This is a genomic window from Cyanobacterium sp. (assembly GCF_054166785.1).
The window spans coordinates 19,904-42,470 of record NZ_JBSZCP010000042.1 but is presented as its reverse complement, the minus strand read 5'-3'; the positions used below and the strand labels follow the sequence as shown (position 1 = coordinate 42,470).

Below are 22,567 nucleotides of genomic sequence, written 5' to 3'. Positions count from 1 at the left end.
AATCATTATATACAGCATAGTCAAGCAATAAAAATGCCTCCCTTGAATTTAGATTTTAAAACCGTTTTTCCTTACCAATTAGATGATTTTCAGGTAGATGCGATCGCACTTTTGGACGCAGGAAAATCCGTCTTAGTAACCGCGCCTACTGGCTCAGGAAAAACACTCATTGGGGAGTATGCCATCTATCGAGCCTTAAACAGTGGACAAAGGGTATTTTATACCACACCATTAAAAGCCCTTTCTAACCAAAAATTTAGAGACTTTCAAGAAAAATTTGGTCAAACTATAATTCCCGAATCGGGATTGTACAAAGAAATCGGTCTAATTACAGGGGATGTTTCCATCAACCCCGAAGCCCCCATTGTGGTAATGACCACCGAAATTTTCCGTAATATGCTGTATAGTACCCCCATCGGAGAAGTAGGTACATCGGTTCGCAACGTCCAAAGTGTTGTCCTTGATGAATGTCATTATATCAATGATCCGGGTAGGGGTACAGTGTGGGAAGAGTCCATTATTTATTGCCCCCCCCATATCCAATTAGTCGCCCTTTCCGCCACCGTGGGCAACCCCCAACAACTGTGCGACTGGATAAACCATGTGAGACGCTGTCACTTTCAACAGGGAGATTTTAGCCGTTGTGAGTTAGTAAACTCCGATTTTCGCCCCGTACCACTCAAATTTTACTTTAGCCATAGTAAGGGGTTACAAAATTTATTTAAAGATAAAACTGATAAAATCAACCCTCAATTAAAAAGTCTTTTACGCCCCAATAAAAGGGGAAGATTTGACCGTAAAACTTGCCCCACGGTTAAAGGATTAACTCAGCAGTTAAACAACCAAAAAATGCTTCCTGCTATTTATATCATATTTAGTAGAAAAGGCTGTGATCAATCGGTAGAGTCTTTAAACTATGTTAACTTAGTTTCCATAGAAGAGAGCAAAAAAATATTATCTTACTTACTAAGATTTTTACTTTTAGAAAGCATTGAATTACAAGATAAAATAGTTGAATTTGCTAGAAAAGAGCATGAAGTTACCTATGACAAAATTACTAATTTTATTAACAAAAAAGAAAATGCAGAAGTAGAATTAATCGAATTTTTGACCGAAAAACCCCTATTAAAAGAGAGAATTTTACGCTTTTTAGGAGATAATAGCGAATTAGTTAGAAGTAGCCAAATCGAACCCCTTACCAGAGGTATCGCCGCCCACCATGCTGGAATTTTACCCGCTTGGAAAGAATTAGTGGAGCGTTTATTTGAAAAAGGTTTGATCAAAATTGTTTTTGCCACCGCTACCCTCGCCGCAGGGATAAATATGCCCGCCCGTACCACCGTTATCTCTGCCCTACGCAAAAGGGGTGATGATGGTATTCGTACCCTTACCCCCTCAGAATTTTTACAGATTGCAGGAAGGGCTGGGCGCCGAGGCATGGATGATGTGGGTTATGTGGTGACGGTACAAACTCCCTATGAAGGGGTGTTAATTGCTTCTAAGTTAGCAAAAGCAGAGCCAGAGGCGTTGCGTAGTTGGTTTACCCCTAGTTATGGTATGGTGTTAAATCTCCTACAAAAACATACCATTGAGGAAGCTAAACAGCTACTAGAATTAAGTTTCGCTGAATATTTAGCCCAAGAGCAACTAAATCCCCAGGAAGAGGCGATCGCATCCTACACTAGAGAAATAACCAGATTAGATGTAGGTTTAGCAGGATATAACAGTAAAGAATTAGCCTCTTACGAAAAACTAAAAGAAAGACTAAAACAAGAGAAAAAAATTCTCAAACTATTCCAAAAAAACTGGCGCCAACAAAGAGTAGAAACCCTAAAACCCTCTATCGAAAAACTAATTCCGGGGAATATTCTCAGCCTTAACCGCCAAGGCAAAAAAAATGCCTATGTAGCCGAAGGAATCATGGTGGCGAAAATATCTAACAATAACCAAGAATTTTTCCTGTGTTTAGGGAAAGATAACCATTGGTACATCGCCTCTATCAGTGACATCATTGATATTAACTCAGGTACAATGCCCCCCAACCTAGTAGAAAATCTTTATTTGCCCGACATCGAAAATATCTGTGCAGGGCCACTGTGTGCAGGAGATAGTGCCAGTGAAGCCATAAGTACCATCATTGCTGATTATGAAAAAGAATATACCCCCGTTAATGAAGAAATCAGCGCCCAAGAAAAACGCATCGAAGCAGTAGAAAACCTAATCAAACAACATCCCCTCGACAAAGTCGAAAAAATAGGGCAGTTGATGCGCAACAACAGCAAACGTCAAACCCTTAAACAAGAATTGACCACCATTCAAAATCAATATCAAAAAGTAAAATCTAATAGTTCTTACTATTGGCAAGAATTTTTAGCCCTCGTGGAAATATTGCGAGAATTTGGGGCATTAAAAGAATTTGAACCCACCACCCTCGGAGAAGCGGCCGCCGTCATCAGGGGAGAAAATGAACTATGGTTAGCCCTCGCCCTTACCTCTGGACATTTAGACTTTTTACCCCCCCACTACCTCGCCCCTGCCATTACGGCCCTCATTACAGATCCCCCTAGGTTCGATACTTGGGTGGCTTACCAGCCCTCAGCGCAGGTATTAGATGCTTTGGGTTTGGTGAAAATAGATGATGAATATAATCCCGAAGAGCAATTAACCGAAACCCGCCGTAAACTATATCAAGCCCAAACCAAAAAAGATATTACCATGCCCGTTTACCTAGAAAGGGATGTAATCGGCTTATCCGAGGCTTGGTGTTTGGGGGTAACCTGGGATGAACTTTGTTCTAATACTACCCTTGACGAGGGGGATATTGTCCGCATTTTACGGCGTACCGTTGATGTTTTGTGGCAAATACCCCAAGTGCCGGGGGTTAATTCCCGATTGGCGGACACCGCAAGGGATGCCTTTGCCAAGATGAAGCGTTTTCCTATCTAGCTATTGTCCGTTAGGGCGATTTCCATCACCTTCATTGGTACGGCGTTATAAACCTGTTGTAAATACTGCATTACCGCCTGAGAATCGTTATAGGGTAGAGGAATTGCCCCCAATACATCCAATATATTCTTATTATCCGTGGGGGGAGTAATCACAACTAAGGAGGAGTCTAAGGGTTCGTCATACTCCCAAAAACTATCGATACTAAGAGGTACGGAGGTTTTATTTGCCTTAGCTTTCCTCTTGGGTAAAGATTTAATTTTGCCTAACATCTCAGGTTGGGGCTCTTTTCCTAATAATTTCATGCCACGACACACCCTCAAGGCTTCTAAAATTTGTTCCTTACTTCTGCCCCGCAGCTGGAATATGATAAAAGGGTCTTCGCTAAAACGATCTGCTAATTGGTAGTAAACGGCGCCAATATGTTTACAAGGGTTTGCTTTGTCTGGACAGGTGCAACGGGATTTGACATCGGTTAGGTTAAAGGGAAATAGGCTTAAACCGTTTTTGATAAATACTTGCTCAATTTCTGAGGGCATTTCCCCCACTAATAGTTGGGCGGCGAGGAGGGCTTTTTCTGACATTGTTCCAATGACATAGCCCCAGTCTTCATCGGAAAATGCGTCGAGGGAAAGGGTTACTCGATAGGGTTGAGATTCGCTTCCTTGTACTTCGGAAATGAGGTGATTTTGTTTAAATTCAATGTTGAGAACGTTTCCTTCTCTGGCGTAGTTGCGCGCCCTTTCTAATCTTTTTTTGAAGCGATAGGAGTCTAATAATTCGAGCCATTTTTCTACCCACCACTGTCTATTTATCATTTGATTCATCAGTTTTTATCCAGAAACAATATATTTTGAGGGGTTTTTCTATATTATCAGTTTTCAGGCGTGGAAAAATTGGCAGGTAAACTAATCCATTTTATGCAAGGGGTAAGGAAAAGCGAAAGGTTGAGCCTTGGTGAAGTTGACTGGTTACTTCGATCGCCCCTACTTGCAATTCTACCAGCTTTTTAGTGATGGCAAGACCGATACCACTACCCCCAGAATAACTGTTCCGAGAGCGATCGCCCCGCCAAAATCGCTCAAATACATGGGGTAAATCTTCGGGGGCAATACCCACTCCAGTATCTTGCACTGTTATCCATAAATATTTATTAACTACCTTGGTGGATATTTCAATGGAACCTACTTCAGTGTAACGGATGGCATTACCTAGTAAATTAACTAAAATCTGCTCAGTGCGATCGGCATCTGCCATCACCAATGGTAAACTATCAGGACAAGATAACTTTAAAACAGGGCCATCATCCAAAAGTTGATCCCGAAACCTCGTAATTAACCCCCTCAAAAGAGGCAAAAGATTAATGGGTTTAACATCAATGGACAAATAACCCGCTTCCGCCTTCGATAACTCCTGTAAATCACTGGTCAAATTCTCCAAACGCCTAGTTTCCCTAACCAAATTAAGATATAACTGAGGACAGCCATCAATATCCCCCGAAGCCAACTCCTCCAAATAACCCCTAACCACCGTCAAAGGAGTTCGTAACTCATGGGTTAAATCCCCCACCAAATCCCTTCGTCGGCGCTCCACATCCTCCAAACTGCTGGCCATACGATTAAAACTAACACTAAGTTGATTTAACTCAGGAATCTCACTCTCCGGCATCCTTTGCTCCCAATGGCCCGCCGCAAAATTATGGGTAATATTTTTCATCTGTTTTAAAGGTTTCATAATCCTAAGAGTCAAATAATAACTAACTCCCCCTGCCGTTACCCCCCCCAAAACTAATGACCACATGGCACTACGATTCCAAGCCGTCTCAAAACCATCGATTAAATAGGTTTTAGCAGATCTCACCGTCAAAAATCCCTTTCTCTCCAACTGCTCCAATCTCACCACAAAAAATTGAGGAGAAGATACTTTCGCTACACCAATAAAAGTGCTTAAACCCACCACCATTACTGCCAAGTGAGATAGAAACAGCCTTGTACCCAAACTCATTTTTTGCTTCATGAAAAACTCTTACTCATCAACTCTTATTATGGATTAGATTTTCAGAGATGGTGATGAAGGAAAGAAGATTTAAAGGCGTTGGGGAATGGGCAATAGTTTTAATATTGAGTATGTAATGTAATTGAATAGTGCATCATGTCCAAAATTGGTAACGCTGATTTAAAATATATGTGCGTGTAATACTTCTGCCTCACAGAGATAAATAATACCTGAATAATCCTCAAAAAAACGTTCTGCAACCTCATTAGAAATTTTTATGGCTATTTCCCGACTGGGGGTAAGGACTTCGATTTTTATATTTGAATAGGTCTCGGAAACCGTGGGTTGTCCAGACGATCGCACATTACGACTCCCTTTACCTCCTGCTGCCACTACTGTATATCCTGTGGCTCCTGCTTCATCGATAATTTTGGCAATTTTTTTTAGCAATAGCTTTTCCGTGACAATGACAAGTTTATTGGCTTTCTGGCTCATTTGAACTACCTCCCAAGATATTTTGCAATAAAAATAATAAAAAATCTATGGTTTTTAATGCAACCATACTCATAAGTATATATATAAAAATACATTTCGTGGAACAACTCCTATCAGATTTAGAGAGGTTTTTAATAAAAATAACTTATCGCTTATCCTTTGAAATAGGAACTTCTTTCTGCCATGGAAAAAGTTTTAGGTTAAAAAACTAGCTTTTGTAATACTCTATTCAACGCAGTGATCAATACTCCAAGGCGAAATCCCTTCAAGTATAAGTTTTAATTATCTTTTAAATTTAATATAACTTAGTTATTTTGGCTTTAGAAGTTGTTATTTCGAGGATTTTTGGGATATATATAAATATATAGGTTATATATTTTGCATAGGTTTTTATCTATGTAAATGTGAGTCAAAAAAAATACATCTTAAAGGGGTGTTTTCAAGACAGTGGGCTTTGGTTGTGTATTATCCTGCGTAATTTTAAGTATCTAAAAAAGGAGGAATCATAAAGTGGATTTTTTATCACGTTTCATGGGTGACTTTCTATCTCAGTTACAATCTCCAACCCTTGGCTTTCTGATTGGTGGTATGGTTATTGCTGCTTTTAATAGTCAACTGCAAATTCCCGATGCGGTTTATAAATTTATTGTATTTATGTTGCTGATAAAAGTAGGTTTGAGTGGAGGTATTGCTATTCGCAATTCAAATCTGACAGAAATGCTTTTACCCGCAGTTTTTGCCGTGGCCATTGGTCTTATAATTGTTTTTATTGGGCGTTATACATTGGCTAAGTTACCCAGTGTAAAAGTGGTAGATGCGATCGCAACGGCGGGTTTATTTGGGGCGGTCAGTGGTTCTACCTTAGCAGCGGCATTAACCTTACTAGAAGAACAAGGCATCCAATATGAGCCATGGGCGGGCGCACTTTATCCTTTTATGGATATTCCTGCATTGGTAGGTGCGATCGTTTTAGCTAGTATTTACACCAAAACACAAAAAAATAAAATCGTCGATGAGTATCCCCAAAAAGAGCCAGTGGCAGCAGGGGATTATTCTAGTAACCAAGACTATCCTGCCACCAGACAAGAATATTTAGCTAAACAACGGACTCACTCTGGCAAAGAAAGAGTAGAGATATGGCCTATCGTCAAAGAGAGTCTCCAAGGTTCCGCCCTATCAGCGCTATTGCTTGGTTTAGCCCTCGGTTTACTAACCCGCCCTGAAAGCGTTTATGAGAGTTTTTATGACCCTCTTTTTCGTGGTCTGCTATCAGTCTTAATGCTGGTAATGGGTATGGAAGCCACCGCAAGAATTGGGGAACTGCGTAAAGTAGCTCAGTGGTATGCTGTATATGCTTTTATTGCTCCCCTGTTACACGGATTTATCGCCTTTGGTTTTGGCATGATTGCTCATCAACTTACGGGATTTAGTCTTGGGGGCGTGGTTATCTTGGCGGTTATTGCCTCCTCTAGCTCAGATATTTCTGGCCCTCCCACTTTACGGGCAGGTATCCCCTCGGCTAATCCTTCCGCTTACATAGGAGCATCTACGGCGGTGGGGACTCCCGTGGCGATCGCCCTAGGAATACCACTTTACATTGGACTAGCCCAAGCATTAATGGGGGGATAAATTGTTAAAATTTAGATTTTAGTCTTAACCATCCTCCAAATTCCTAAAACCCTTTTTCTCTTTACCTATTCTGTATAAAGCTATAAGTCAAACTTATTTGTTATTGTGCTTAAACTCCATTATCATAGCAATAACAAAATATTTAAACAAAGACTCATAGAAAAATACCTATATAAAAATGAAAGGGAAAAAAGTGGATGCAAATTACTAATAAAATACATTTTCGCAATGTAAGGGGAGACTTATTAGGAGGATTAACCGCCGCAGTCATTGCCTTGCCCATGGCATTGGCTTTTGGTATTGCTTCTGGGGCTGGAGCGAGCGCAGGGTTATGGGGTGCAGTATTAGTAGGATTTTTTGCTGCCCTTTTTGGTGGTACTCCTACCCTCATTTCTGAACCTACCGGCCCAATGACCGTAATTATGACCGCTGTTATTGCTAACCTAACCGCCAGTAACCCTGAAAATGGTATGGCCATGGCCTTTACCGTAGTTATGTTGGCAGGGCTGTTCCAAATCATCTTCGGTTTGTTAAAGCTCGGAAAATACGTCACCATGATGCCCTATACCGTCATCTCTGGATTTATGACAGGTATCGGTTTGATCCTCGTAATTTTGCAAATAGCTCCTTTTTTGGGACAGGGAACCCCCTCTGGAGGAGTCATTGGCACGATTCAAAACATTCCTGCTCTCATCGGTGACATTAACCCTTTAGAAACAGTTTTAGCACTAATGACCGTGGTTCTTTTATACGTAGTACCTCGTCGTTATCGTCAATATTGTCCTCCTCAACTTTTGGCTCTTGTGGCGGGGACATTGGTTTCTTTGGTGTTTTTCGGAGATGTGGATATTCGTCGTATTGGTGAAATTCCCACAGGTTTACCCACTTTACAAGTACCCACCTTTGAGGCTGATCAGTTTAGGGTGATGGTCATTGATGCCATGGTATTGGGGATGTTGGGTTGTATTGATGCCCTTCTTACCTCTGTGGTGGCAGATAGCTTGACTCGTACTGAACATAATTCTAATAAGGAGTTAATTGGACAGGGTTTAGGTAATTTATTTTCTGGTTTATTTGGTGGTATTGCTGGGGCTGGAGCAACCATGGGAACCGTGGTAAATATCCAAACGGGGGGTAAAACTGCTCTATCGGGTATTGCGAGGGCTTCTATTTTATTTGTGGTGGTAGTGTGGGCTGCTCCTTTAACGGCGAATATTCCTTTGGCTGTTTTGGCTGGTATTGCTTTTAAAGTGGGTCTTAATATTATGGACTGGGGTTTTCTTAAAAGGGTTCACAAAATTTCTTGGAAAGCCGCAGGTATCGTCTATGGGGTAATTCTTTTAACGGTATTGGTAGATTTGATGGTAGCGGTAGGTGTAGGGGTATTTATCGCTAATGTGATGACCATTGAGAAACTATCGGAGTTCCGTTCTAAATCAGTGAAAATGGTTAGTGATGCGGATGATCGCATTGTTTTGAATAGTGAAGAAAAACAGATATTGGATTTGGCTGGGGGTCGGATGTTACTTTTCCACCTCAGTGGACCAATGATTTTTGGGGTGGCAAAGGCCATTGAGCGGGAACACAATGCCATTAATAATTATGATGTGTTAATTGTTGATTTATCTGAAGTTCCTATTTTGGGCGTTACATCTTCCCTCGCCCTCGAAAATGCCATCAAAGAAGCTATTGATCAAAATAATGAGGTGATTATTGTGGGGGCTACGGGTAAGGTTAGAAGTCGTCTTGAAAAGTTAGGTTTGGCTGGACTAATTCCTGCTCATAATTGGATGGGCGATCGCCTTTATGCCCTACAACAAGGACTTGCAACGGTCAGAAACCGACAAAGCGAACCATATCAACCTTCTGAATCCAACCTTGACATAGAAACAGAGATAATCTAACCGTCAGGGGTTATAAATAAAAATTTGGCGTTGGTGAATTAAATTATGATTTTTAGCTTAGTTCATCAATAGGCAATAGTAATAATAGTTCTAGTATTATATCTTTGCTGTAGTCCAATAATGTTGCATACCAAAAATAAGCAACACCAAAAATTTAATAAAAAAGTTGGGCTTAATATATAAAACCCAACTATTTTTTTTATGCGTACATTGTCAAATCCATATTAAACTTAAATTTGAGGTTCTAAACGAGCATAGAAAGAACCACGAATTTTAACCTCTTCAGGATCTTCAGCACCTAAGTCAGTGGAGGAAGGCTGTTCACTTTCAAAGATTCCAGCAATTTCCCCAGTCTCAGCATCAACTTTGGTAATTTGTAAAGACATTTCACCTTTCATTTTCTCCGCTTTCTTAAGGTTGCTACGGGTATATTCAGAGTTATCAGCACCAGCAGGAAGAGCCACAGCATTATCATAACCAATGGTTAAACCACGTCCTTTAGGGTCGATGAAAGAAGCACCACGGTAGGAAGGTACTTTATAATCTCCTTTAAAATCAGTGGAACTATTAACAGAAGTAAAACCGGGTTCAGTTTGAGCAGTTAATTGTTTAACGGTGAAGAAGAAGGGTACTTGTTTTCCACCGGGTAATAAAACAGTAATGATTTGGAAATCGATACCATCAAACTCTTTAAAAGTTAAAACTCCTTGCTCATCAGCGACAATACTTCCTCTGATTTGTTCTAAGCTGGTGGTATCTCTAGTTAATACTTTGGCTTGGATATACTCCGCCTCTTTTCTTTTACTAACAGGTTCTTCTAAAACAAAATACTCTTCAGGCTCTAAACACATATCAAATACCGCTAGGGGCTGATCTGGGCTAATATCAATAGAACCACGGGTAAACTCATTAATTTGGGGACATTTATTTGCCAATCCAGTATTAACAATTTCATCATAGGTGATTGTCTTGGGATCGTAGGCTTTTGCTTGTCCATCGCTACAAGCTCCTAAAAATCCTAAGCATACAATCAAGAAAGCTACTAATAGGTTGCGAAACCTCATGATTTGACCTCTCTTCTGATTTTTTCTAAATTTTTAATTTTAAATCTTGTATTTTACTTATGATGACTAATTTTTTTTTCCGGTTGCCATGAAAATCAAATTAGCTGATCTAAGTGTCGTTAGATTTATCGTAATATACTTTACCAAATTAAGAGTCGTTATAGGAAACTTAAAATTTTGTAATAATATAATTATTCTCTGTTTGAAAATTGAATAAGATAAAGTATCGAGCCAAATAAACAATTATTGATGATTTTAAAAGTAATTATTGCCTCTGTTTTTACCACTGCTTTTTTTGCACTATTTTCGGTCAAAGCTCAATCTCCATATACTGATATATATGTTTTTGGTGATAGCCTCTCTGATACGGGTAATTTAGCCCAAATTGTTCACAGGGAGTTAGGACAGAGTATTGATTTTCCCCCTTCTGAGGCTTATCCCCAAGGTCGATTTACTAATGAGTTTGTTTGGGTTGAAATATTAGCTCAATATTTAGGTATAACCGTCAACCCTGCCACTAATTTTGCCATTGCTAGCGCCCAAAGTGGCTTAACTAATTTTTATCAGAATGATGATTTTCCTGAACCCATCGAAGTCAGGGGGGTATTAGGACAGGTTCAGCATCATCCAAGGGCGATCGCCCCTGAGAAGCATTTATATATAATTTTAGGGGGAGCAAATGATTACCTCTCCCCAGACCATAGGGAAAAAGAACCAGAAGAACTCATTAACCATACCATCAACAACCTGAGAGAGTCTATATTGCTCTTAATAGAAGAAGGAGCTGAAAATATTATGGTCGCCAATCTTCCTGCCCTCGGTCAACTTCCCGCCACCATCGATGATCCAGAAATTTCTACCGCCTTAAATGCCCTGTCCTCCAACCATAATAATAGGCTAAAAACAGTCATAGACGAGATTAACCAAGATTTGGACAAAAAGATTAAAATTCTCGATTTAGAGACTATCTTTAAGGAGGTAACTACCTATCCAGAAGAATTTGGACTGGTGAACACTACCCAAGGATGTTTGATGATTGGTTGTGAAAATCCTGACCAGTTTTTGTTTTGGGATGAGATTCACCCCACGGCAAGAACCCATCAAATCATGGCGGACTTTGCCTTACAGCTAATTGGACAAAAAAAGGCAAAATAACCTCAGTTTTGTACACTTTACCAATCAGATTTAGTTCACTTTCTTTGATATGCCGATCCAAGAATCGGGCTAGAAGCCCGAAATACTATACAAAAATTCTAATTAATGGATCACTCTAATGGAAGAATTAAAGGAAAAAGAATAATTGTCCATTCTCAAGACTATCTACCCATACCCACATAGCGGAAACCCAATTCCTCGATCGCCCTTTTATCAAGGAAATTACGCCCATCAATAATCAAAGGTTGTTTCATAACTTTAGCCATTTTCTCGAAGTCAAGCTCCAAAAACTCCTGCCAGTCCGTCACCAACACCAGAGCGTCACAACCATCAGCCAACATAGAAGCATCACTTTCGATGATGACCCCCGATAAACCATGACTAATGCCCGTTTGAGATACGATAGGATCATAGGCTTTCACCTTCGCCCCCAAGCGATTTAACTCCTCAATGATATTTAGGGCGGGGGCATCCCTCATGTCGTCGGTGTCGGGCTTAAAGGTTAAACCCAGTAAACCAACAACCTTACCCTTAAGAATTTTTAACTCCTGCTGTAATTTTTCAATGGCCATTACCCGTTGTCTTTTGTTCACATTAACGGCGGCATTGAGTAATTCAGTATTATAACCATAGTCCTCCGCCGTGTGGATGAGGGCTGATACATCCTTGGGAAAACAAGAACCACCCCAACCAATACCCGCTTGAAGGAATTTACTACCAATACGGGAGTCTAAACCGATGCCCTTCGCCACCTGAGTAACATCTGCCCCTACACGATCGCACACGTTCGCCACTTCATTAATAAAGCTAATTTTAGTCGCCAAGAAAGCATTGGCCGCATACTTAATCATTTCAGCAGAATTTAAATCCGTTACCACCACGGGTACAGGGGGCAAAGATTTATCCTCAGAAAATGTTCTATTTACCAAGGGTTGATATAGTTCCGTCATCAGAGCGATCGCCTGATCACTAGAGCCACCTAATACAATGCGATCGGGATTAAAAGTATCATATACCGCACTACCTTCTCGCAAAAACTCAGGATTACTCACCACATCAAAACAAGTTTCCGCCTCTTCCCTCATGGTAAAGCCATCCCCCTGAGTCACCCCCAACCTTTCCTTAATGCCATCTAAAACAATCATCCGCACCCAATCCCCTGAACCAATAGGCACCGTAGATTTATTGACAATGACCTTATACCCACCATTCAAATTCGCCCCAATGCCCTTAGCCACAGCCTCCACATAACGAGTGTCACTTTCTCCCGTAGGTAGAGGAGGAGTTCCCACCGCAATAAATAAAATTTCGCCATGGTTTACCCCTGCTCCCAAATCCGTAGAAAAAGACAATCGCCCCGAGTCCATAGAAGAGCGCATCAACTCCGATAAACCCGGTTCATAAATGGGAGACTGCCCCTGTTTCATTAAATTAACTTTGTTCTCATTATTGTCGATACAGATAACATCATGACCAATGTGGGCAAGACATACCCCCGTTACTAAACCAACATAACCCGTACCGATAACACAAACTTTCATAATAAATTTACATTTCTAAAAGGCTTTCATATTATGGAAGTTTATAACAAAAAATACTATTGTGAATGTCAAGCAGAAAAAAAACGGACAAAGAACTATTTAAAATTCCTTGTCCATTAATTATTGCTATTTTATCCTTCAATTCTTTGCTTAAAATCTTCAATGGTCATCTTTAAGCCATCATGTAGCGGAATAGTGGGTTCCCAATTAAGATAATGTTTAGCTTTACTAATATCGGGCTGACGTTGCATCGGATCATCCTCTGGTAAAGGTTTATAAACCAACTCGCTATCAGGATTAACCATCTCTTGTACGGTTTTAGCTAGCTCTAGGATGGTATATTCCCCTGGATTACCTAAATTAACAGGCCCGATATAATCACCATTCATCAAAGCCATTAATCCAGCCACAAGGTCAGAAACATAGCAAAAACTACGGGTTTGACTACCATCTCCATAAACCGTCAGAGGAATTCCCCTAATGGCTTGGGCGATAAAATTACTAACCACTCGACCATCTTTTTCGAGCATTCTAGGCCCATAGGTGTTAAAAATACGAGCCACCCTAATATCGGCTTTATGCTCTCGGTAATAGTCAAAGGCAAGGGTTTCGGCAACTCTTTTTCCTTCGTCGTAACAGGAGCGAGGCCCGATACAGTTCACATTACCCCGATATTCTTCGGTTTGAGGATGTACGGTAGGATCTCCATATACCTCGGAGGTGGAAGCTAGTAAAAATCTGGCTTTTGTTCTTTTTGCTAAACCCAACATATTCAATGTTCCCATCACGTTAGTTTTTATGGTTTTGACGGGGTTAAATTGATAATGAACGGGGGAAGCTGGACAAGCTAAATGGTAAATTTGATCTACTTCTAGGCGAATGGGTTCGGTGATGTCATGGCGAATCAATTCAAAGTTATGATGGTCTAACCAATGATCTACATTGCTTTTTTCCCCTGTATAAAAGTTGTCGAGGCATAATACTTCGTGACCTTGTTCCATGAGGCGATCGATGAGGTGAGAGCCGATAAATCCTGCACCCCCTGTAACTAAAATTTTCATTTAATTATTTATAATCATTTCAATTTGTTATATAATTTTAGCGGTTATGATGATTTTTGCCAATTTTTATTTTTTATTTATCTTTATTTTTGAATTGGCTTTTTTTCCTTATTTTTTACTAATTAAATAGTTATCATCTTATATGAATTGGGATATTTTCAGTTTGACTTTTATTACGGTTTTTGTGGCAGAGATAGGTGATAAGAGTCAGTTAGCGGCGATCGCCCTTAGCGGTAGTTCCAAATCACCCCAAGCAGTTTTCCTAGGTTCCATTGCTGCCCTTATCCTTGCTAGTTTTGTCGGAGTCATTGTGGGGGTAGGGATTGGTGAATTTTTACCTGTTAAACTATTAAAAAGTCTAGCGGCGATCGGTTTTATATTTTTAGCCCTGAGTAATCTTTGGCAAGACTAAATATAGAAATGCCCGTTTTGGTGTTGTCCAAAAATTTTAGTTGAAAGGCAAAAGGCAATAAAAAAACGTACTTCATTATTGTAAAAAACGCTAGAAATAATCATGTTTAGCTATAATTACAGTATATTTTTCATTTATTAAAATTTCTATTATTATGTCAAACCTAGAATTAAAACGCAGTGAGTTAATTGACCGTTTAATTATTAATTATTCCACCACAGAAAACGTTGGAAAATTAGATAATTTTGTTCTTGAACTAGAAACCCATCAAGTAAAAGGAATCATCTCAAAAGCTGGACTACTAGGTAGAGATAAACATGGTTTTTCATGGAAACAAATAGAAAGTATCGGCAAAGATAGTATCATCGTCCACTACGATCAAGAAATAGAAATTCAACTAGATGAATGGGACACTTTTTTGATAGGGGCTCAATTATGGTCAAACTCAGGAGATAAAGCAGGTAAAATCGTTGACTATATCATATCCAAAGAAACAGGAAAAGTAATTAACTATTTATTTAGCTCTAGTGGTTGGAAAGGTATTAAAGAAGGTATTTATTCCCTTGCCCCAGAAGATATACTTACCATTACCGATAAGCGTGTTATTGCCGATAATCAAGCCATAGAAAATGCCCCTCAATATAGCAGAGGACTAGGACAAAGCATTGGAATCGTTAAAGATTTCATCAAGGATGATTATGAACAAACTTTAGAAGATTTAAAGTTAAAAGGAAAAGAAGAAAAAACTGAAGAAATAGAAGAATCTTCCAGCATTTCAGTGGATAGTAAAGCTGAATAATATATGTTGAAACCCCCTTTCTTCTACGGAAGGGGATTTTTTTCATTTTACTGATAATTTTCCATACCCACACAAGAACATACTAAATTGCGATCGCCCCAGGCATTATCAATACGCCCCACAGCACTCCAAAACTTATGCTCCTTCGTCCAACTATCAGGATAAGCCGCCTCCTCACGGGAATAAGGATGACTCCAATCAGAAGCAATCAAACTCAAAGCAGTATGGGGAGAATTTTTCAGTAGATTATCCTCCATATCCACCTTACCATCCTCGATCGCCCTTATTTCATCACGAATAGAAATCATAGCCTCACAAAAACGGTCTAACTCCGCCAAAGACTCACTTTCCGTCGGCTCAATCATCATCGTACCATTCACAGGCCAAGACATAGTCGGAGCATGGAAACCATAATCAATTAAACGCTTCGCCACATCCTGCACCTCAATGTTTGCAGACTTACGCAACGGACGTAAATCAATAATACACTCATGGGCCACCAAACCAGCCTTACCCGTAAACAAAATTGGATAATGGGAAGCTAAACGATGGGCAATGTAATTCGCATTTAAAATCGCCACCTTAGTCGCCTCCGTCAACCCGTCAGGCCCCATCATAGCAATATACATCCAAGAAATAGGCAAAATACTCGCACTACCCCAAGGCGCCGCCGACACCATCCCCATAGAATCAGCATTGATTCCCCCCTTATTAAGGGGGGTTAGGGGGGATCTTTCGTCCTTATCAAGGGGGTTTACGGGAGCATCCGTAGAAGGCAAGAAAGGAACTAAATGAGGCATCACCCCAATAGGACCCACCCCCGGACCACCGCCACCATGGGGAATACAAAAAGTTTTATGTAAATTGAGGTGACACACATCCGCCCCAAAATCTCCCGGACGACATAAACCCACCTGAGCATTCATATTCGCCCCATCAAGATACACCTGCCCACCATAACTATGGACAATACCGCATATATCCTTAATACCCTGCTCAAAAACCCCATGGGTAGAAGGATAAGTAATCATCAACGCCGAAAGATTATCCCGATGTTTTTCCGCCTTAGCCTGTAAATCTTCAATGTCAATATCTCCCTGACTATCACACTTCACAGGTACCACCTTTAAACCGCACATCACCGCACTAGCTGGATTAGTACCATGGGCAGACTCAGGAATCAGACAAATATTGCGATCGCCCTCCCCACGACTATCATGATACTTGCGAATTACCTGTAACCCTGCATATTCCCCCTGAGAACCAGCATTGGGCTGGAGAGATATTCCCGCAAACCCCGTTATTTCGCTTAACCATGCCTCCAATTGAGAAAAAAGGACTTGATACCCCTTCGTTTGAGAAAGAGGGGCAAAGGGATGGATTTGATTAAACTCAGCCCAAGTTACAGGCAACATTTCCGCCGTAGCATTGAGTTTCATGGTACAAGAACCCAAAGCAATCATGGAAGTGGTGAGGGATAAATCCTTGGTTTCGAGACGGTGTAAATATCTCAATAACTCGGTTTCTGAATGGTATTGATTAAAGACAGCTTCGGTGAGGTAAGGAGTTTTACGCAAAAAACTACTAGGTAAATCAAACTTAGAAGTATTTAATTCCTCAACGGTAAAATCTACCTCTCCATTAGGGGCAAAAATTGACCAGATTTTTTGGACATCTTCTAGGGTAGTAGTTTCATCAAGACTAATACCAATAGCACCTTCATAATAACGAAAATTAATCTTATGAGCCTCAGCTTTTTCCCGAATAGTATCAATTAACTTAATATCGGCAAAATCAATAGTAATAGTGTCGAAAGTGCAATTACTCCTTAACCCATAACCCAATCTTTCTAACCCTGCACCCAATACCTTCGTTAAATTATGGATAGTAGTAGCAATATTTCTGATACCCTCTTGCCCGTGATATACCCCATAGGTAGAAGCAATCACCGCCAACAATACCTGTGCCGTGCAAATATTGCTCGTCGCCTTATCACGGCGAATATGTTGCTCCCTAGTTTGCAAAGCTAACCGTAGGGCGGGTTTACCATGGACATCCCGAGAAACCCCCACAATACGCCCCGGCACCTGTCTTTTATATTGATCTTTTGTCGCAAAATAAGCAGCATGAGGGCCACCATAACCCAATGGTACTCCAAAACGTTGAGTATTTCCCACCGCAATATCAGCATTTAATTCCCCGGGGGATTTTAACAAAGCAAGACTCATCAAATCACAGGCGAGGGTAACTAAACCTTTTTGACCATGAACTTGATCAATTACCCCTTGATAGTCATAAATTGCCCCATCAGTGGCAGGATACTGTAACAAAGCCCCGAAAATAGGGGTACTAAAATCAAAACTAGCAAAATCCGCAATAATTAACTCAATATCCAAATATCTGGCTCTAGTTTCAATTACCGCAATGGTTTGAGGATGACAGTTAATATCGACAAAAAACTTATTAGACTTATTTTTACACACACCATAACTCATGGTCATCGCTTCCGCCGCAGCCGTGCCTTCATCCAACAAAGAAGCGTTAGCAATTTCTAAACCAGTCAAATCAATAATCATGGTTTGATAATTCAACAAAGCCTCTAACCTTCCCTGGGCAATTTCTGGCTGATAGGGAGTATAGGCAGTGTACCAGTTAGGATTTTCGAGGATGTTGCGTTGAATAACTGGGGGGGTAAGACAATTACTGTAGCCCATGCCAATATAGTTAGTGAATACCTCATTTTGTTGGGCAATTTCCTTTAACTGGTCAAGGGCTTGATTTTCTGAACTAGCAGAAGGTAACTTTAAAGACTGATTGAGGCGAATGGATGGGGGTACAGCTTGATCAATTAATTGCTCTAAACTATCATAGCCTAGAGCATCTATCATTATTTTCGCACTAGGTTCATCGATACCGATATGACGGACTTTAAACTGATTATTTTGTCTTAAACTTAGGGGGGATTGACCGTGACTCAAGGTGTCATTCTCCGCAGATTGAGAATAACTGTTACCGAAATTATCTAAATCGAGCATGGTTGATGGTAGGGTGATTTACGTTTGAGTTACTTATCCTATATTAACGAAATCTTAATAAATCTTAAACTACCATTATCAAGTTCAGTGGTGATGATACTGAATCCCTAGTTGACAACTCCTCTGCCTAAAGACGAGAGGATTCTTCCTTCACTAAGTGATGCCTTTCAAAAGTAAACTTTTTACTTGGTCTTACTCTCTCTCGGTGAAGCCGTAGCGATATGCCCTACCGCCAAAAATACCACAGACGTTATACTTGAAATTGGCTTGGTTTTTGCCTATTTACTGTCCGTAGCTACATCGGTTAAAAACCTTGCTAACACTTTAACATAAAGCCGTCCTGAATGACGGGGTTTTATACCCAAAATTCTTGATAATGCTCAATTATCCCTTATCAATTATTAATTAACCATGTTGGTACTTTCATCTAATACTGGGGAATATATTTGTTTAAAAGATATAGATTTATTTGTTAACCCTAATTGCCAAGAGTTATCCACCCAAGGGGCAAAGGGAAGACATTTAAAATTGATTTCTAATATTCCAGAAAATGAAGCGGTAGAAGTATGTTTATGTGAAGACAATTATCGGGCATGGTTACCATTATCCTCTTTACAGTATTTACAACCTGCGGAGGAAGCCTATCAAAAAAAGACTATTTTTCGTGAGTATATTTCCCAGAAAATTCCTGCTATCATCGATTTTTGCTTAAAAGCCCACAAAGTACCTAACTATTATCTTTGGGGTGGCACCGTTGCCCCTAACTATGATTGTTCGGGTTTAATGCAGTCAGCTTTTGCTAGTGAAGGCATCTGGTTACCGAGGGATTCCTATCAACAGGAGGCTTTTTGTCAAAAGATTACGAGAGAGGAGTTGCAAAAGGGAGATTTAATTTTTTTTGGCACCAAGAAGGTAACCCATGTAGCCCTTTATCTAGGAGATAATCGCTATATCCATAGTTCAGGGAAAGATATGGGAAATAATGGTATTGGTATTAATGAATTAAGGGATGATTTTGATCAAGTTAGTCTTAACTATTATCAGGAGTTATGGAGTTATGGTAGGGTTATTCAGTCTTTATAACTCTTTGTTGCTTAATGATAACTTCTAATAGAGGGGAAATTTATCCCCCAAAATGATCTAAAATTCCCCTAACATCCTAACTTCTGGATGAAGGAGAATCGACCAACTATTTTGTACTTGCTCTTGTACATGATAAATTAGATTATAAATATCCTGAGCAGTGGCATTTCCCGCATTGAGAATAAAGTTAGCATGACGATGGGCAACTTGAGCTCCTCCTATTTGATAGCCTTTTAAGCCTATTTGCTCAATTAACCACCCCGCTGCTTGGGGTTGGGGGTTGCGAAAAACACTCCCACAACTGGGCTTATCGTAGGGTTGGGTTTGTTTGCGTTGCTTGAAATTGTTCCCCGTAATAGCCATTACGTTTTCTCGGGTGGAAGTGGGGGTTAATTGGAGAGTGGCACTCAATACGAGGGCTGATTCTTTTTGTAGTTTGGAAGTGCGGTAGGAGTATTGTAATTCTTTGCCTGATAATTCTTTAATGGTACCATCGGGGTATGCAACGATCGCCCTTAGCAAAACATCGGCGATACAACCTTTATGCGCCCCAGCATTCATCACCACAGCCCCCCCAAGGGTACCGGGAATACCCACAGCCCACTCCAAGCCTTCCCAGCCTTTTTTTGCCACCTGCCAAGCTAATTTAGGGAGAGAATAACCAGCCCCCACGGTAATGGTTTGGTTGTTTTCATCTACGGTATATTCATTGAGGTGACGGGTGTTGAGGACTAATCCTTCTATACCGCTATCACAAATGAGCAAGTTTGAACCTTTTCCTAAACAAGTGAACGGAATCTGTTGTTTATCTACCCAATTAAAGACTTCTTGAATATCATCCCATGCTTTTGGTTCAGCATACCATCGGGCTTTTCCTCCTACTCGGTAGGATGTATAGGGGGCTAGATGAACTTTTTGATGGATGACACAGTCTGTATGGGGGAGGGTGATAGGACTTGTGAGAGAGTCGGATATGGGTTTATTAAGTGCGATCGCCATTTTACACAAAAATTATTAAGCTAAATTACAAAAAACAGAGTAAGAATAAAAGTTAAGCAACCAATAGGGATTCTTGCTCAATGGGTGATAGTTGGGGTATTACTTGGTTAAGGTTTCCTGCCCCCAAAAATAGGGTTAAATCCTTGGATTGCAGAAAATCTGTGAGAAAGTCTTTCAAAGAAGATAATTCTGGATGATACAACACTTTATCATGATATTTTTCCATGGTTTGTGCCAATACTTTCCCCGTAATACCTGTTTCATTTTTTTCCCCCGCGCTGTATATGTCTGTCAAAATGACTACATCCGCCGCTTTAAAACATTGGGCAAACTCATCTAAAAATGTTTCGGTGCGACTATAACGGTGGGGCTGAAAAATCGCTACCACTCGATTAGCATTATATTGAGGCAATCTGGTACGTGCCGCCTCGAGGGTGCAACGGATTTCGCTAGGATGGTGGGCATAGTCATCGATGAGGGTAGCCCCTTGAAATTTCCCCTTATATTCAAAACGTCTTTTCGCCCCATCAAAGGTAGCCAAAGCACTGGCAATGGTAGCAAAATTAAGTCCTAATTTACGTCCAATGGCGATCGCACTTAGGGCATTACTAACATTATGATTACCCGACAACAACAAAGATAGATGACCCAATAACACTCCATTTTCCCATACTTGGGCTTGGGAACCCGTGGGGCTATGAACGATATTTGTAGCGATATAATCTGCCCCAGAATCAGGATTAATACTATAAGTAATATCAGCCTTAATATTTTCTTGCACCACAGGACAATCCACACAAGCGATGGTCACATCCGATTGATGGCTAAATTGATTAAAAATATCTACCAACTGCCCTAAATCTTTGTAATGATCAGGATGATCCAATTCAATATTAGTAATGATACCCATACTAGGACAATGTTTCACCAAAGAACCATCGGACTCATCAGCCTCTGCCACCAATAAATCACTATCCCCCAACCTCGCATTACCACCCCAAGCGCTCACCTCACCACCCACAATCACCGTAGGATCTAGCTTACACTGTAATAACATATAACCAATCATGCTACTGGTGGTAGTCTTACCATGGGTACCCGCCACCGCAATACTCTGATAATCTTGTATTAAAGCCGACAACAAATCCGAGCGATGAAAAATGGGATAACCCCTCTCAACCACGGCTCGATATTCTGAATTATCTTCATCTATAGCCGTTGAACATACCACCTGAAGATTTTTTTGCTCTTTTCCCCCATTTATCTGGTACAGTTGATCTAAATTACTTTCTTGCTGGGTAAAGAAGATTTTTGCCCCCATGGACTCTAAACGTTCAGTAATGTGAGTAGATTTGAGATCTGAGCCTGAAATCGGAATACCTCTTTTTGCCAAAACATGGGCGAGGGCAGACATACCGATACCACCCACACCGATAAAATGAAATGGTTTCCCGTTTAGATCTATGGTATTCACTTTTTCGCTCTCCTCAACACTACACTAGTTGATATTAATAATTTTGCTTATAATGATATACTGATTTATGTAAATCTTCCCAATCTTTTTATCGGTACCATTAAATAAATTGTAAAAAAAGACCCTTTCATGGTTATATTATATTTTTTTACCCATTTTTAAATCTTTTCAGAAAAATATGGTTAGATAATCAAAAATGTCTTTATATAATAATTTTTTAGCCCTCAAAAGTAAAATAAAATAAAGCTAAAACCTTATAAAACAACTACTTGAATGAATAACAACGATGAAATAGAAAAGGAATTAACTCGGTGGAATAAAAAATTAAGAATTTATCCCTTCGATGCCAGTAACTACATCCATCGTGGCATGACTTATTTTAAACTAGGTCGTCTGGTAGAATCCCTGAGAGATTACAATAAAGCAGAAGAATTAAACCCTCAATTAACCCCCTATCTTTGGCAAAGGGGCTTATCTTACTATTACTTAGGAAAATATGCCCAAGGGGCAAGGCAATTTGAAGTTGATTTGAGTGTTAATTCCCAAGATATAGAAGAAACTATCTGGAATTTTCTTTGTATTGCTCAACTCGAAGGCATAAAAGAAGCCAAGGAAAGTCTTTTACCTGTAAAATATGACCCTAGGTCAGTGATGAGAAAAATATATCAACTTTTTGCTGGTCACTATTCCCCCGAAAACTTATTACTCTCGGAAAAAACCAATAGTGTGCGAGATAATCTTTACATTCATCTCTATCTAGGATTATTTTATGAAGCCCATCGGGGAGAAATTCCCATGCTAGAAGTGGGTAAAGTCATCTCTAGTAATATCGAAAAATCCCGTTTTCACATCAATGAAGCGATAAAATATAAAACAGATGATTATATGTGGTATTTAGCCAACGTTCATCAACGGTTGAGACAGGCAAAAGTAGAATCTTAAAAAAATATTTGTGCCATAATAGCCACTGTATTT

18 protein-coding genes are annotated in these 22,567 nt (G+C 40.0%); 9 read left to right on the top strand and 9 right to left on the bottom strand.

Annotated elements, in window-relative coordinates:
- The first annotated feature begins 33 nt into the window (after positions 1 to 33).
- Entirely contained in the window at positions 34 to 2,946 is a 2,913-nt protein-coding gene (locus tag ACXITR_RS08540; protein ID WP_457996803.1) for a DEAD/DEAH box helicase, read from the top strand.
- Here the strand turns inward: ACXITR_RS08540 and ACXITR_RS08535 are convergent.
- From ACXITR_RS08535 to ACXITR_RS08525, 3 genes are all read right to left on the bottom strand, one after another.
- Complete coding sequence (locus ACXITR_RS08535) at positions 2,943 to 3,764, bottom strand: SWIM zinc finger family protein (RefSeq protein ID WP_457996823.1); 822 nt, start codon at positions 3,762 to 3,764, stop codon at positions 2,943 to 2,945. The two genes, ACXITR_RS08540 and ACXITR_RS08535, sit on opposite strands and share 4 nt — an antisense overlap.
- A gap of 100 nt (positions 3,765 to 3,864) precedes the next feature.
- A complete protein-coding gene (locus ACXITR_RS08530; RefSeq protein ID WP_457996802.1) occupies positions 3,865 to 4,962 on the bottom strand; it encodes a sensor histidine kinase in 1,098 nt (365 codons plus the stop codon).
- Between the two features lie 159 nt (positions 4,963 to 5,121).
- Positions 5,122 to 5,436: a P-II family nitrogen regulator gene (locus ACXITR_RS08525; protein WP_457996801.1), complete on the bottom strand. Its 315-nt coding sequence runs from the start codon at positions 5,434 to 5,436 to the stop codon at positions 5,122 to 5,124.
- Between the two features lie 510 nt (positions 5,437 to 5,946).
- Between ACXITR_RS08525 and ACXITR_RS08520 the strand changes: the two genes are divergently transcribed.
- Together ACXITR_RS08520 and bicA are read left to right on the top strand one after the other, a co-directional pair.
- Positions 5,947 to 7,065, top strand: a complete 1,119-nt coding sequence (locus ACXITR_RS08520) for a sodium-dependent bicarbonate transport family permease (RefSeq protein ID WP_457996800.1) — start codon at positions 5,947 to 5,949, stop codon at positions 7,063 to 7,065.
- A gap of 197 nt (positions 7,066 to 7,262) precedes the next feature.
- Positions 7,263 to 8,969 carry a bicarbonate transporter BicA gene (bicA, locus tag ACXITR_RS08515; protein ID WP_457996799.1) on the top strand — a complete coding sequence of 569 codons (1,707 nt, stop codon included), beginning with the start codon at positions 7,263 to 7,265 and terminating at the stop codon, positions 8,967 to 8,969.
- A gap of 230 nt (positions 8,970 to 9,199) precedes the next feature.
- Here bicA and psbO read toward each other — a convergent pair whose 3' ends face one another.
- Entirely contained in the window at positions 9,200 to 10,033 is an 834-nt protein-coding gene (gene psbO, locus ACXITR_RS08510; RefSeq protein WP_457996798.1) for a photosystem II manganese-stabilizing polypeptide, read from the bottom strand.
- Between the two features lie 249 nt (positions 10,034 to 10,282).
- Between psbO and ACXITR_RS08505 the strand changes: the two genes are divergently transcribed.
- Positions 10,283 to 11,188 (top strand): SGNH/GDSL hydrolase family protein, encoded by a 906-nt coding sequence (locus ACXITR_RS08505; protein ID WP_457996797.1) that lies wholly within the window; start codon positions 10,283 to 10,285, stop codon positions 11,186 to 11,188.
- A 161-nt stretch (positions 11,189 to 11,349) separates the two neighbouring features.
- Here the strand turns inward: ACXITR_RS08505 and ACXITR_RS08500 are convergent, their stop codons facing one another.
- Both ACXITR_RS08500 and ACXITR_RS08495 read right to left on the bottom strand, forming a co-directional pair.
- Positions 11,350 to 12,729 carry a UDP-glucose dehydrogenase family protein gene (locus ACXITR_RS08500; RefSeq protein WP_457996796.1) on the bottom strand — a complete coding sequence of 460 codons (1,380 nt, stop codon included), beginning with the start codon at positions 12,727 to 12,729 and terminating at the stop codon, positions 11,350 to 11,352.
- A 131-nt stretch (positions 12,730 to 12,860) separates the two neighbouring features.
- Complete coding sequence (locus ACXITR_RS08495; RefSeq protein ID WP_457996795.1) at positions 12,861 to 13,790, bottom strand: UDP-glucuronic acid decarboxylase family protein; 930 nt, start codon at positions 13,788 to 13,790, stop codon at positions 12,861 to 12,863.
- 142 nt (positions 13,791 to 13,932) lie between these two features.
- Between ACXITR_RS08495 and ACXITR_RS08490 the strand changes: the two genes are divergently transcribed.
- Both ACXITR_RS08490 and ACXITR_RS08485 read left to right on the top strand, forming a co-directional pair.
- Positions 13,933 to 14,202, top strand: a complete 270-nt coding sequence (locus ACXITR_RS08490; protein WP_457996794.1) for a TMEM165/GDT1 family protein — start codon at positions 13,933 to 13,935, stop codon at positions 14,200 to 14,202.
- 154 nt (positions 14,203 to 14,356) lie between these two features.
- Entirely contained in the window at positions 14,357 to 15,001 is a 645-nt protein-coding gene (locus tag ACXITR_RS08485) for a PRC-barrel domain-containing protein (RefSeq protein ID WP_457996793.1), read from the top strand.
- A 47-nt stretch (positions 15,002 to 15,048) separates the two neighbouring features.
- On the opposite strand, the gene gcvP is transcribed toward ACXITR_RS08485, so the two are convergent.
- The gene (gene gcvP, locus ACXITR_RS08480; protein ID WP_457996792.1) at positions 15,049 to 18,036 is read right to left on the bottom strand and encodes an aminomethyl-transferring glycine dehydrogenase; all 2,988 of its coding nucleotides are present in this window, start codon (positions 18,034 to 18,036) and stop codon (positions 15,049 to 15,051) included.
- Positions 18,037 to 18,222: 186 nt separating this feature from the next.
- Between gcvP and ACXITR_RS08475 the strand changes: the two genes are divergently transcribed.
- Both ACXITR_RS08475 and ACXITR_RS08470 read left to right on the top strand, forming a co-directional pair.
- Entirely contained in the window at positions 18,223 to 18,369 is a 147-nt protein-coding gene (locus ACXITR_RS08475) for a hypothetical protein (protein ID WP_457996791.1), read from the top strand.
- 78 nt (positions 18,370 to 18,447) lie between these two features.
- Positions 18,448 to 19,119 carry a C40 family peptidase gene (locus tag ACXITR_RS08470; protein WP_457996790.1) on the top strand — a complete coding sequence of 224 codons (672 nt, stop codon included), beginning with the start codon at positions 18,448 to 18,450 and terminating at the stop codon, positions 19,117 to 19,119.
- A 57-nt stretch (positions 19,120 to 19,176) separates the two neighbouring features.
- On the opposite strand, the gene murB is transcribed toward ACXITR_RS08470, so the two are convergent.
- Both murB and murC read right to left on the bottom strand, forming a co-directional pair.
- A complete protein-coding gene (gene murB, locus ACXITR_RS08465) occupies positions 19,177 to 20,118 on the bottom strand; it encodes a UDP-N-acetylmuramate dehydrogenase (protein WP_457996789.1) in 942 nt (313 codons plus the stop codon).
- A gap of 52 nt (positions 20,119 to 20,170) precedes the next feature.
- On the bottom strand, positions 20,171 to 21,592 hold the full coding sequence (gene murC / locus ACXITR_RS08460) for a UDP-N-acetylmuramate--L-alanine ligase (RefSeq protein ID WP_457996788.1): 1,422 nt from the start codon (positions 21,590 to 21,592) through the stop codon (positions 20,171 to 20,173).
- A 273-nt stretch (positions 21,593 to 21,865) separates the two neighbouring features.
- Between murC and ACXITR_RS08455 the strand changes: the two genes are divergently transcribed.
- A complete protein-coding gene (locus ACXITR_RS08455; RefSeq protein WP_457996787.1) occupies positions 21,866 to 22,534 on the top strand; it encodes a tetratricopeptide repeat protein in 669 nt (222 codons plus the stop codon).
- Positions 22,535 to 22,567: the final 33 nt, after the last annotated feature.